Genomic DNA, 12568 nt, shown 5'->3' with positions numbered 1-12568 from the left:
TCACACTGCCTGGGGCCAGCAAGTGCCCTCCGGCCACGCGTGCACGTAACGCGCGCTGCCGAGCGAGAACTCGATGTGCCCGCGTACCCAGTGCTCAAGGCCGCGGACGTACGTGCGGACGGGCGGCGGGGCCCACTCCTCCAGCGCCGCGCGCCGGTCGAGGAAGGCGGCGATCGCCTGGTTGTGCATGTCGGAGACCTCCAGGAGGGCGTCCTGGAGGGTGAGGTTGCGGTGGGTGGCCAGCACGGTGACGAGGTTGTGCCGGGCCTTGTCGTTGTCGCACTCCTTGGCGTAGGAGAGCAGGTCGTTGTCCCAGCCGATGAGGTCGCAGGCCAGGTCCGACAACATGCGGACGTCGGGATGGTGCCACTCCTCGGCCTCGAGGCGGTAGCCGCCGCCGGCGTCGATGAGGGCGAAGCAGGTGTAGGTGGCTCCGGTGATGCGGCGCATCAGGATGTAGTCCTGCGGCGTGGGGATCAGATCGACCTCGCGGTTGGCCGCCTCCCAGATCTGGGCGAACAGGTACTCCTTGACCGTGATGCGCCACCGGTCCACCTGCGCCGGGGTGGAGGTGGCGACGATGCGGTGCAGGAGTTCGTTGAGGGCGAGGCCGAAGGGGTCCTTGTCGTCGGGCTCTCTGCGGTCGTCCAGGATCTCCAGGAGCGGCGGCAGGGCGCGGGCGAGCGCGGAGGCCCGGTGCCCCATCAGCTCGCCCTCGCAGAAGGCGTCGTCGAACGCGAAGAGCCAGTTGTACCAGTCGTTGATCAGCCGGAGGCTGTCGCGCGGGACCTCGGGGTTGGTACGAGCGGCGAGCAGGCCGATCTTGGAGCGCCGGAAGTGTTCGATGGTGTCGGCGCCCTTGAGCATGTTGGAGGCGGCCAGCCACTTGTGGCTCTCCTCGTCGACCTCGGCGGCATGCACGTTGATCTCGTTGGGGAACGGGCACGGGAGCGGAGGGATGTGGAGCGGTCGCCTACTGAAGGAATGCGCAGAAGTTGCCACGTCCTTCAGCATGACGATCGGCTGTTCAAAAGGCCACACTCGACAACTTGGAGCCCTTTAATGCCTTTTTCGCACTATGGAACCCTCCAAGGCACCTGGTGGATAAACTGGGCAATTGCCAACATTCAGGCCGGGTCCAATGCCTACGAGGCGCCGTACCGCTGATCGGCTTCCGTCACCGGCAGCGCTCTGACCACGGCCGACTCCCGCGTGAACGCGCCCCCGAGAAGCGGCCCGCGCCCGCGGCCGGAGCCGGATCCAGATGCGATGAACATTCACCCGGCTCCGCACGACCATGATCGGCCGACACCATCAGCAAAATGTCACCTTTGATGATGGCGAGATTGACCGGAACGCCAGCCTGCCGGGTCGGCGGGCGACATGCTGGAGCCGCCGCGCCGGCCAGGGCGGACCCCCGCCTCCGGCCGGATGCCGGATTGTGCCTCGATAGGGTGCCTTGCGCGGAATCGATCCGACTCGCCATAGGTTCTGGGGAAGAGTACCTAGGGAAAGGCTGTCCAACCGTGTTCGACCCGAAGGATCTCTACAGGCTCGCCGACGACGCGCCCGAGCTGACTGATCCGGTGTTGCTGTACCACTTCGACGGTTTCGTCGACGCGGGCGGCGCCGGACGCCTCGCGCTGGGCCACCTGCTGGCCGAGCTGGAGCACCGGGTCGTGGCGACGTTCGACGTGGACCGGTTGCTCGACTACCGGTCCCGGCGGCCCATCATGACCTTCGACACCGACCGCTGGGTCGAGTGTGAGAGCCCCGAGCTCGCCGTCCATGTCACCCATGACGCCACGGGCACGCCGTTCCTGTTGATGAGCGGCCCGGAGCCGGACCGGGAGTGGGAGTTGTTCACCCGCGCGGTGGGAGAGCTGCTGGAACGGCTGAAGGTGAGCAAGATCGTCACGCTGCACGGCATCCCGATGGCGGTGCCGCACACGCGTCCGCTGGGCATCACCATGCACGCCAGCCGCCCCGAGCTGATCAACTCCCAGACCAGCGCCTTCGGCCGGGTCCAGGTTCCGGGGAGCGCGGCCGCGCTGCTGGAGCTGCGGCTGGGCGCGCAGGGGCACGACGCGGTCGGGTACGCGGTGCACGTGCCGCACTACCTGTCGCAGGCGGAGTACCCGACGGCGGCGGTGACCGGGCTGGAGGCGGTGACGCGGGGCACCGGCCTGGTGTTCCCGATGGAGGCGCTGCGCGACGCGGCCCACCGTACGACGGCGGAGATCGAGGAGCAGATCCAGGCGTCCTCGGAGCTGTCGACCGCCATCAGCGGCCTGGAGCAGCAGTACGACGCGTTCGCGGGCGGCGCGGAGCGGGAGAACCTGATGGCCGAGACGACCCCGATGCCCACGGGCGACGAGCTGGCCGCCCAGTTCGAACGATTCCTGGCCGAACGCGACGACGAGTGACGGGCGGTCCGGGCCGTACCGGTTAACCTGGGCGGATGAGCGAGATCCGGGTCGGCCTGATCGGATACGGCACCGCGGGCGCGTACTTCCACGCCCCGCTCGTCCATGCCACTCCGGGCCTGCGGCTGTCGGCGGTCGTGACGCGGAATCCGGACCGGCAGGCCGAGGTGGCCCACCGGTACGGCGCGGCCGGCGTGCCGGACGTGCGTGAGCTGTGGGAGCACAGCGACCTCGTGGTGGTCGCCTCCCCCAACCGCACGCACGTGAGCATGGCCGCCGCCGCGCTCGCCGAGGGCCTGCCCGTCGTGGTGGACAAACCGGTCGCCCGCACCGCCGAGGAGGCCCGCGAGCTGGTCCGGCTGGCCGAGCAGGCCGGCGTCATGCTGACCGTGTTCCAGAACCGGCGCTGGGACGGCGACTTCCTCACCGTGCGGCGGCTGATCGCCGAGGGGCGGCTCGGCGACGTGCTGCGCCACGAGTCGAGGTTCGAGCGCTGGCGGCCGGTGCCCAAGGGCGGCTGGCGGGAGACCGGCGGCGCGGAGGAGATCGGCGGCCTGCTCTACGACCTGGGCAGCCACCTGGTCGACCAGGCGCTGCAACTGTTCGGCCCGGCGCACGAGGTCTACTGCGAGAGCGACGTGCGGCGGCCCGGCGTGGCCTCCGACGACGACACGTTCATCGCGCTCCGGCACGCGGGCGGGGTGCGTTCCCACCTGTGGGCCAGCTCTGTGGCGGCCCGGCTCGGGCCGCGGCTGCGGGTGCTGGGCTCGGCGGGCGCGTACGTCAAGCACGGCATGGACGTGCAGGAGGAGCGCCTGCGGGCGGGCCTGACCCCGGACTCCCCCGGTTTCGGCACGGACGAGGAGAGCCGCTGGGGCCTGCTCGGCACCGACGACGACGCCCGGCCCGTTCCCACCGAGCCGGGCGCGTACCTGGACTTCTACCGCGGGGTGGAACGCGCGCTGCGCGAGGGCGCGCCGCCGCCGGTGGACCCGCGCGGCTCGATCGACACGCTGGCCGTCATCGAGGCCGCCCACCTGTCTGCCGCCCAGCGCATGGTCGTCCACCTGGGCTGATCGTGCTGATCAGTCGCGGAGGCGGGCGCGCAGGGCGGTGTTGTCGGCCTCGGTCCAGCCGTGGCCGCGCAGCCAGCCCATCGGGCCGTCGAAGCGGTCGTCCAGCACCTTGAGGAACTGCTCGATGTAGCGGGCCCGGGGCCTGTGGTCGTCCGCCGGGCGGGAGTCGAGGTCGTCCCGGTAGGTGTCGCTGGCGCGCAGGCGCTTGAGTATCAGCTCCAGGCGCTCGCCCGTGGCCACGTAGTCCCGCACGATGGCCTCGCGGGTGGCCCCGGCGACCTCCAGCGCCAGCGCCGACAGCACGCCGGTGCGGTCCTTGCCCGCCGCGCAGTGCACCAGCGCGGCGCCGTCGTCGAGGGCCATGGCGCGCAGGGCCGCGACGACGGCGTCCGGACGGTCGCGCAGGTAGCCGAAGTAGAAGCCGGTCACGCGCAGCTCCTCGTCGACGACCCGTTCCTGCCAGGGCAGCACGCGGTCGCCGTCGATGGAGTCGGCCTCGACGTCGGTGTGCCTGCCGCCCTCGGCGAACAGCGTCAGGTGGTGGTGGGTCACCTCCGGCGCCCGGGTGAGCGGGCCGGGGCCCTCCAGGTTGACCTCGGCGGTCGAGCGCAGGTCCACGACGTGGCGCAGGTTCAGCTCGCTCACCAGGAGCGACACGTCCGCCGGGGTGAGGCCCTGCAGGTTGTCGGCTCGGAAGATCCGGCCGCGGCGGGTGAGCCCGCCGTCACGGGTGGGAAGTTCGCCCAGGTCACGTACGTTGACGGCGCCTTCCAGATCGATCCATCTTGTCATCTCATCCATTACTTCGACCTTATATGTCAGCCAATCATGAGCGGATTCCTTGTTCATAACGCAGCATGAACGTATGGATCCACGCGCACTGCCTCCCCGGCTGGTGATCGATCCATCGCTGCCCCCGGACGTCTCGGTCGAGTTGCGGTCGAGCCCGCACATCCTTCATATGGCCCGTTCCGGCAGGCGGATGGACCCCAGTTTCAGCCCCGCTCTGCTCTTCGCGCTTCCGGCCCTGCTGGTGATGGTCCTGATCGTGACCGGCAACGCCGAGGTCGTCTTCGTGGCCGGGCTCGGCATGGGGCTGATCGCCCTGATCCGGTGGATGGCGTTGGACAGCTCCCACCGGGTCGTCAAACGACGACTACGTCTGGCCACCACCCACGCCGACCGCTACGTCCTGCCCGAGGACCTCGACCGTCCCTGCCAGGTGCTGCTGCGCCGCGCCCAGGACGCGGCCACGGCCGTGCTGAACTCCAAGGTGCACAAGGCCGGTCTGATCGACTCGGTCGAGAACCAGGTGTCGCTGCCCGAGGAGGTCTGGCAGATCGCCCACCGGCTGCGGCGGCTGTCGTCGATGCACGCCGAGCAGGGCAGGCTCATCCCCCGCGAGCTGCCGCCGGGCATGGAGGACGCCTTCAAGCCGTACACCAGCGCCCTCGACGCCGCCTGGACCTCGCTCTCGCACCGCGTGCGCCACCTGGAGAAGTACGCCAAGCAGGTGCTCAAGGCGGACAAGGTCTACCACGCGCACAGGCGCCTGGAGGCGCTGGCCGCCAAGACCCCCGAGTACCAGCAGCTCCTCGCCGACACCGTACGGGACGAGCTGGCGCACGAGCGCATCAGGGAGCTGTCCGACCAGGCGGCCCACGTGCGCAAGCTGTTCGAGGAGAGCGTGCTGCAGGCCAGGCAGGCGGCGGGTGAGCTGCTGAGAAGCCCCTTCAGCGACGCCTACGGCACCGGCGCGCTCGGCCCCCGCACCGGCGGGCACGACCGCACCGCGCACCGCACGACCGGGCCACAGCGGCACCCCTCGCGCGACTCCTGACCTCCGGCGCTCAGGGCCGGGCCTGCCGCAGGAGCTCCAGGGTGCGGCGCATGCCCGCCTCGTTCCCCAGGCTGCGGTAGATCTCCCTGGCCTGCTCCAGCGGCCCGACCGCCGCGTCCGGGCCGCCCGCGTCGAGGTGCGCCTCGCCGAGGTGGCGCAGGCTCCTGGCCATCCACCAGCGGTCCTCCAGCTCCTGGAAACCGCGTACGGCGCGGCGCAGCTCGTGCCCGGACTCCTCGATCCGGCCCAGGCGGGCCAGGGCGCGCCCGGCCGACACCGCGGTGCGCGCCACCCCCCACGAGTCGCCGAGCGCCACCAGGATCTCCTCGGCCCGCCGGACGTACTCCAGCTCCCGCAGCCCGCCCGCCGGATCGCCCACCTCGCCCGCGGCGCGCAGGCAGCGGGCCTCCTCCCACAGCTCGCCGCGCTGCCGGAACATCTCGGCCGCCCGGTCGAGACTGAACCCGGCCCTGGCGAACAGGGCATCGGAGGCCCGGTGGTCGCCGGCCCGGCGCTCGCCGCGCGCCTGGGCGGCCAGCACCTCGCCGTAGACGCGCAGGGTCTGGGCCTCGGAGTAGCGGTTGCCCGCCCGTTGGAAGATCTCCAGGGCGTCTTCGAGCAGGTCACGGGCCTCCTCGGGGCGGCGCTCCGCCATGCGCATCTCGGCCAGGTTGCGCTGGGTGCGGGCCATCCACCACAGATCGTCCTCCTGCTTGAACGCGGTGATCGCCCCGATCAGGTAGTCCTGGGCGCGGTCGAGGTGCCCGCCGCTGATCAGGGTCATGCCGACCGTGCGCATGGCCCGGGCCGCCCACCAGGTCTCGCCGAGGTCGCCGAAGATCTCCAGCGCCTGCTCGGCCTCGTTCAGCCCGCGTTCGCGCAGGCCCATGCCGCCGCGCACGATCGCGCTGTTCAGCAGCGCGATGGCCAGCGCGCGCCGGTCACCGGTACGCCGGCCCGCCTCGCAGCCGATGTCGGCGACGTCCGCCCAGTCGGCCCAGTAGGCCCGCAGCGAGTGGCACAACGAGCAGAACGCCCTGGACAGCCCCCAGGTCAGCTCCCAGAGCCGGAACTGCGCGGCCAGGTTGATCATGCCGAGCAACGACAGCCGCTCGGCGTTGAGCCAGTCGCCCGCCCCGAGCTGGCCCTCGGCGTCGGCGCGCCGGCCGCCCTTGCTCCAGTCCTGCGGCCAGCGGTGCTGGGCGGCCTCCTCGGCCCGGCGGCGGTAGCCGTGCAGGACGCGCTCGACGGCGGCCCTGCGGCGCTCCTCCTCGTCCTGGCCGGCCAGCTCGGCGGCGAACACCCGGACCAGGTCGTGCAGGCGGTAGCGCATCGCGCCGGTCTGGTCGGTGCCGGAGCACTCGGCGAGCTGGGCGTCGATCAGCGCTTCGAGCTGGTCGGCGCCGTCGAGGCCGGAGATGTCGAGCAGCTCGCCGGCCACCCAGCCGGGCACGTCCGGCGCGGGCAGCGCGCTGAGCAGGCGCAGCAGGCGGCGCTGGATGCCGGTGCAGTCGTCGTAGCTGAGCTGCACCGAGGCCCGCACGCTCTTGTCCACGCCCTGGGCCACCTGGAGCTGGTCGAGACGGCGGCGCTCGTCGCTCAGCCGCTCGGCCATCTCGCGCAGGGTCCACTGCTCGCGGGTGGCCAGCCGGCCGCCGCAGATGTTGATCGCCAGCGGCAGGTGGTCGCAGAGCCGGACGATCTCCTTGGCCGACTCCAGGTCGTCCACCACCCGCGCGCCACCGGCCAGCCGGGCCAGCAGCTCCACGCCGTGCGCCTCGGTGAACACGCCGAGCCGGGTGTCGTGGGTGCCGTCCAGGAACAGCGGGGAGCGCGAGGTGACCAGCACCGCGCAGCCGGGCTCGGCCGGGATCAGCGGTTTGATCTGGGCGGCGTCGTGGGCGTTGTCCAGGCCGATGAGGATCTTGCGGCCTTTGGTCCAGGTCAGCCAGAGGGTGCGCAGCTCGTCGAGGCCGCCGGGGTCGGTGGCCAGGCGCACGCCCAGGCCGCGCAGGAAGCCGATCAGCACCTCCTCTGGGCGTACCGGGGCGTCGACGCCGCCGCGCAGGTCGGCGTGCAGCCGGCCGTCGGGGAACCAGTCGGCGACCTCCTGCCCGAACCTGGTCATCAGCGCCGACTTGCCGACGCCGCCGCGGCCGTACACGGAGACGACCAGAGGCGGGGACAGGTCGGAGGACTTCCGGCGGGCGGCGAAGACCTCGCGCAGGGTGGCGAGGGAGTCGGCGCGCCCGGTGAAGTGCTCGGGCACGGGCGGCCACTGGTCGGGCGGCCGGACGCCGGGCTCGGGCGCGGCGCGCCGCCGGGGCGTGGCCTCGGTGGTGGCCCACGTGGTCACGCCGACCAGCAGCGCCGCCGCGAGCGTCACCCCGATCTTGGCCATCGGCGGGATGTCCCATTCCAGCGAGGCGGCCAGCACACTGGCGGCGCCGGCCGCGAGCCCCGCCGAGATGGGCGCCGCCCACGTCACCCGCTTACGTCGCGGTTTGTCCGGTAAGTTGCCCGGCACCCGAACACCCCCTTCCGGGGGTGATTCAAGCCGATGGGGCACGGCGAGCGCCAGCCGTACCCCATCGTTCCGCTACAGGCCGATCACGTGGCAGGTGGCCGTGGCGGTCTTGGTCGGGTCGCTCTCCGAGGTGGCGGTGAGCTTGACGCGGGCCAGACGGTCGCCGCCGGGCGCGCGCACCGCGTTGACCGTCACCGGCGCCTGCTTGCCGAAGGCGACGGAGGCCAGGGCGTTGGGCACCTGGGCGGTCCAGCCCTTGCCCTGCACCTCGGCCTTGACCCGGTAGACGTCGGAGTTGAGGTAGGCGCTGACGTCCTCGGGGTGCTGCCCCTGGGCGGGGGCCGCCTTACCGGTGTTGAACACCGGGAACGTGCAGGTGGAGACGTTCTTGCCGGTGGGGAGGCCGGCCGCGGGCAGCACCCGCACGCCGCGCTTCTGCGGGCCCGAGCCGTCCAGCGACCGGATGGCGACGGAGTAGGACAGCTCGCCGTTCCGGTTGCGCTTGAGGTCGGTGACGTAGAAGTGCAGGCGGTTGGCCTGGTCCACGTACTCGTACTCGCTGCCGGAGTCGGTCCCGGCGTGGAAGAGGGCGTCGGAGAGCTGGCGGTAGTCGCCGACGGTGATCGGCACCTTGGTCCCGTCGGGCATCACGTAGTCGGTCATGCCGATGTCCTGCGGGTTGGCGTCGACCACCCACTCGAACGGCGCCCGGTCCTCGTTCTTGGTCTTGGCCAGGAGCACGCCGGAGTCAGGGGTGAAGGAGTCGGAGCCCATCCGGTCCACGACCTCGACCGTGTAGTTCTGGTAACCGCCGCGGTCGCACAGCGGGTCGGTCGCCGAGCAGGTGCTCTTGTCGCCGGGGGCGTCGAAGGAGATGTTGACGCCCGACAGGTCGCCCTGTCCCGGCCGCACGGCGCGGGCCAGGACCTTGGCCGTGACCAGGCCGGACTCGTCGAGCGCCTCACGCGACAGGCGCAGGACGTTCTGCTCGTCCACCATGCCGAGCTTGAGCTTGTTGCGCAGCATGTGCTGGGCGCCCATGGACGCGCCCGCCGTGGGCGGGATCAGCCAGCGGGAGTGCGGTCCGCCGGGCCCGTTGAAGCTGCCGCGGCTGAGCATCTCCCAGACGCCGGTGTACGCCCGGACCGGCGGCACCCCGTACGGGTTGTTGTAGTTGTCCAGCACGCCGAGGATGTGGCTGAACTCGTGGGCGTAGACGGCCATGCCGGAGCTCTCGGCCTGGACGGAGTCGACGCCGATGTTGGCGTTGGGCCAGAAGTTGGAGGCCGCCTGCCAGGAGGACCAGTCGACGTAGCGCGTCTTCAGCCAGTTGGGCAGGGCCGGGTCGGGCGGGCCCCACTCGTCGGGCACGTCCTCCTTGGTGGGGAACTTCATCATCCCGAACTCCTGCCAGGTGGACGACTCGTCCTGGCCGGCGCTGAGGTAGAAGATGAAGTCGTACTGCTTGGCGACCTCCTCGCCGACGGCGTTGATCCACGCGTTGTGGCCGTCCGTGCGCAGGTTCTTGCTGCAGGTGTCGCCCGCCGGGCAGCCCGAGGTGCCGTTGAAGCCGGGCTCCAGCGCGTACTCGTGGTCCTTGCCCGGCATCGTGTACGGGCCGAACCCGGTCAGCTCGACGCCGTACCGGCCGCCGGAGTCCTCCATCCAGTACTCGTGGATGGTGTGACCCTTGTTGAGGTCGTTCGGGGTGTTGAGGAAGTCCTGGTAGAACTTGGCCACCTGGTCGCGCGGGACGTCATGGGCCTCGGCGCTCGGGTTGGCGTAGATCGTCGAGCCCTTGGGCTGGGTGACGACGAACGCCTGGTTGGGGTAGTCGAGCAGCACCAGCGCGCCCTTGAAGGTGCGCTTGGAGCCCTTGACGGCCGGGTCGTTCCAGTTCGTGCCCGGCGGCTTCTTGTAGTCCGCCCACGTCATGTGGTCGGGGTTCTCCCAGATCTGCGGGTCGAGGGGCGTGAGGCCGCCGGGAGGACGGGCGCGAAGCGTCTGGGCGTCGGCCGATTCGTCCTGCTGCCAGGGCTGGGTCTGCGGCCAGTGGTTCTGCCGCCAGGGGTACTCGGGATCGACAGTGGGGGGTGCTGCGGAAGCAGGGGTCGCCATCAGGCTCACCGGGATCAGCACGATGGCCGCCAGCAAACCCTTCAGCAGCTTCTTCGGGGCATTCACGGATTGACGGTATAGACGTTATTGACGGAGATCACCGATCAGCTGTAGGGAAGACGTGTAGCAACCCTTCCGACATTTGTCGAAATGTCCAGCGTGACCTAGGTGGAGCTTTGGCGGATCTCCAGCGGATCGTGGACGACCTCGCCGTCCGTCTTGGGCGTCCCCTGCTGCTGGAGGACCGCGTGCAGCGCGTCATCGCCTACAGCGAGCAGAACGGCGCCATGGACGACATCCGCCGCGACTCCATCCTGCGCCGGCACACCACCCCTGAGGTGCGCGAGTGGCTGCGGGCGGCCGGCGTCCACGAGGCGCAGGCCCCCCTGCGCACGGCCGGCGCGCCGCACCTGGGCCTGCTGCCGCGCGTGTGCGTCCCGTTGCGGCACGCCGACGGCCTGCTCGGCTTCCTGTGGTTCATCGACGCCGAGCCGGCCATGTCCGACGAGAGGGTGGCCGAGGCCGCCGCGGCCGTCCCCGGGCTGGCGCTCGCGCTGTTCCACGAGAGCCTGGCGACCGGGCTGGCCTCCCACCGAGAGCTGGAGGCGGTCACCGGCCTGCTGCGCGGCGAGCGGGACGCGGCCAGGCAGCTCATCGAGGCGGGCGCGTTCCCGCAGGGCCAGCCGGTGACCGTGCTGGTGGCGCGGCCCCGCTCGGCCGAGCCCGACGAGGGACTGCGCCTGGCGCTCGAACAGGGGCTGCTGGCGCTGCGCCGGCGGCTGAGCGGCCACCACCCGCTGCACCTGGTGCGCTACGACCACGCCGTGCTGCTCACCGCCGGACCGCCGGTCCCGCCCGACGAGCTGCACGCGGCCATGCCGGTGCCCGTGGTGGTGGGGGTCGGGCGTACCCGGCTCGAACTGGCGCAGGCGGCGGGGTCGTACGCGGAGGCCCGGCACGCGGCGGAGGTGACCGCGCGGGTGCCGGGGCTCGGGCGGTCGGCCGAGTGGGCCCGGCTCGGCGTCTACCGGATGCTCACCCAGCTCGCGGACCAGGAGGTGCATCCCGGGCTCGACGGGCTGCTGGCCGACGAGCAGTACCTGCCGCTGCTGGAGACACTGGAGACGTACCTGGACCTGGCGGGCAGCGCGGTGGCGACGTCCCGGGCGCTGCGGCTGCACCGCACCTCGCTGTACTACCGGCTGCAGCGGGTGGAGGAGCTGGCGCGTACGGACCTCAAGGACGGCGGCGAGCGGCTGGCCCTGCACCTCGGCCTGAAACTGGCCCGGCTGTCCGGCCGCTACCAGCCCCGGGACGCCCGCGGAGACTGATTGCCTTCGCCGCCGTCGCTCGCGTTTAATGCCAAAAGGGCAAATCCGACGGGAGCGCCGATGGCGGGTGCGAAGCGTGCTGCGCGGGTTCCGGGGCGGGTTCCGGGGCGGGTTCCGGGGCGGCTTCCGGGGCCGGATGCGGGGCCGGATCCGGGGCCGGTTCGGAGGGCGGCGTCGGGGCTGGTCTCAGGCAGGCGCGCGCCCGTCGTGGCCCATTCCGCTCCCCTGGTGCTGCCGGTCTGCGCCGAGCCCGTGCGCGACGGGACGGTGGTGATCAGGGGCGGGCGGGTGCTCCAGGTGGGCGCGCGGGCCGAGCTGCTGTCCCGCTTCCGCGTCGCGGAGGAGGTCCGCTGGCCGGGCATGATCGTGGCCGGACTGGTGGACGCCTGCTGCGCGCCGACGCCGCCTGGCCCCGGCGTCACCACGCGGGCCGCCGTGGTGGCCGATCCCGCCGATCTCGCGGGCGTTCCCGGCGTCTCGTACGTCGAGGCGTCCAGCACCTGCGAGCAGGAGTGGGAGGACCACGACCGGGACGCGCTGATCACGGCGCTGCGCGAGGTGGACCGGCCCTGCCCGGTCGGGATCGCGGCCCGGACCCGCGACCCGCAGGTGCTGGAGGACGTCGCCGTGCTGGCCAGGACGTTCGGCCTGCGGCTGCTGGCCGGGCTGGACCGGCACTCGCCCATGGCCCTGGACGAGGCCGGCGCGCTCGGCCCCCACTGCCACGTGGCCTGCGCCCGGCCGCTCGACCCCGGCGAGCGCAAGCTGCTGGCCCTGCGCCGGAGCGTGGTCGCGATCTGCCCGCCGGGACAGGAGCAGGCCGCCGACGTGCTGGCCCTCCTGGAGGAGGGCAACCGCCTCGCCCTGGGCAGCCGCGCCCTGGACGGCCTCGACCCGGCCGACGCCGCCCCGGCCGGCCCCGCCCCGGCCGGCGCCGGCCCCGGCGACCTGCTGGGGCTCGCGGCCGGTGTCCGGCGGCGGGCCCGGGAGCTGGGGCTGCGGGTACGGGGACTGGACCGCCGCCTGGTCGAGGCCGCGACGCTGGGCGGGGCGCGGGCACTGGGCCTGAACGCCGGGCCGGGCCGGATCGGCTCACTCGGGCCGGGCAGCCGGGCCGACTTCGCCGTCTTCGACGCCCGGGGACGCTACCCGTACTCGGCGCTGATGGCCCGCCCGCCCTGCCTGGGCACAGTCATCGGCGGCGCGGTCACCTGAACCCTGAACCCGCGGTCACCTGAACCCTGAAACCG

At 72.1% G+C, this 12568-nt stretch carries 9 protein-coding genes; 5 read left to right on the top strand and 4 right to left on the bottom strand.

Annotation, left to right across the window (positions count from 1 at the left end; translation table 11 throughout):
• Positions 1 to 921, bottom strand: a complete 921-nt coding sequence (locus ABZ444_RS03075) for a hypothetical protein (RefSeq protein ID WP_357965301.1) — start codon at positions 919 to 921, stop codon at positions 1 to 3.
• A 605-nt stretch (positions 922 to 1526) separates the two neighbouring features.
• Here ABZ444_RS03075 and ABZ444_RS03070 point away from each other — a divergent pair.
• Both ABZ444_RS03070 and ABZ444_RS03065 read left to right on the top strand, forming a co-directional pair.
• Positions 1527 to 2426 carry a PAC2 family protein gene (locus ABZ444_RS03070; RefSeq protein ID WP_357991854.1) on the top strand — a complete coding sequence of 300 codons (900 nt, stop codon included), beginning with the start codon at positions 1527 to 1529 and terminating at the stop codon, positions 2424 to 2426.
• 35 nt (positions 2427 to 2461) lie between these two features.
• Positions 2462 to 3502, top strand: coding sequence for a Gfo/Idh/MocA family oxidoreductase (locus ABZ444_RS03065; protein ID WP_357991852.1), 1041 nt, complete (start codon positions 2462 to 2464; stop codon positions 3500 to 3502).
• A gap of 9 nt (positions 3503 to 3511) precedes the next feature.
• On the opposite strand, the gene ABZ444_RS03060 is transcribed toward ABZ444_RS03065, so the two are convergent.
• A complete protein-coding gene (locus tag ABZ444_RS03060; protein ID WP_357991849.1) occupies positions 3512 to 4294 on the bottom strand; it encodes a tyrosine-protein phosphatase in 783 nt (260 codons plus the stop codon).
• Between the two features lie 73 nt (positions 4295 to 4367).
• Between ABZ444_RS03060 and ABZ444_RS03055 the strand changes: the two genes are divergently transcribed.
• On the top strand, positions 4368 to 5342 hold the full coding sequence (locus ABZ444_RS03055; RefSeq protein ID WP_357991846.1) for a hypothetical protein: 975 nt from the start codon (positions 4368 to 4370) through the stop codon (positions 5340 to 5342).
• 10 nt (positions 5343 to 5352) lie between these two features.
• On the opposite strand, the gene ABZ444_RS03050 is transcribed toward ABZ444_RS03055, so the two are convergent.
• A complete protein-coding gene (locus tag ABZ444_RS03050; protein ID WP_357991843.1) occupies positions 5353 to 7869 on the bottom strand; it encodes a tetratricopeptide repeat protein in 2517 nt (838 codons plus the stop codon).
• A gap of 72 nt (positions 7870 to 7941) precedes the next feature.
• On the bottom strand, positions 7942 to 10053 hold the full coding sequence (locus ABZ444_RS03045; protein WP_357991840.1) for a M6 family metalloprotease domain-containing protein: 2112 nt from the start codon (positions 10051 to 10053) through the stop codon (positions 7942 to 7944).
• Positions 10054 to 10163: 110 nt separating this feature from the next.
• Here ABZ444_RS03045 and ABZ444_RS03040 point away from each other — a divergent pair, with 110 nt between their 5' ends.
• The gene (locus ABZ444_RS03040; protein ID WP_357991837.1) at positions 10164 to 11318 is read left to right on the top strand and encodes a helix-turn-helix domain-containing protein; all 1155 of its coding nucleotides are present in this window, start codon (positions 10164 to 10166) and stop codon (positions 11316 to 11318) included.
• A gap of 207 nt (positions 11319 to 11525) precedes the next feature.
• Positions 11526 to 12533 (top strand): amidohydrolase family protein, encoded by a 1008-nt coding sequence (locus tag ABZ444_RS03035; protein ID WP_357991834.1) that lies wholly within the window; start codon positions 11526 to 11528, stop codon positions 12531 to 12533.
• The last annotated feature ends 35 nt before the right edge of the window (positions 12534 to 12568 follow it).

Origin of the sequence: Nonomuraea sp. NPDC005730 (genome assembly GCF_040630865.1) — a bacterium.
Lineage (GTDB): Bacteria > Actinomycetota > Actinomycetes > Streptosporangiales > Streptosporangiaceae > Nonomuraea.
The sequence above is the reverse complement of the archived record's forward strand: the minus strand, read 5'-3'. Positions and strand labels throughout refer to the sequence as shown.

Excerpts from the sequence above, each read along its gene's own strand:
- ABZ444_RS03055 (WP_357991846.1), top strand. The coding sequence starts at position 4,368 with ATGGATCCACGCGCACTGCCTCCCCGGCTGGTGATCGATCCATCGCTG.
- ABZ444_RS03065 (WP_357991852.1), top strand. The coding sequence starts at position 2,462 with ATGAGCGAGATCCGGGTCGGCCTGATCGGATACGGCACCGCGGGCGCG.
- ABZ444_RS03060 (WP_357991849.1), bottom strand. The coding sequence starts at position 4,294 with ATGACAAGATGGATCGATCTGGAAGGCGCCGTCAACGTACGTGACCTG.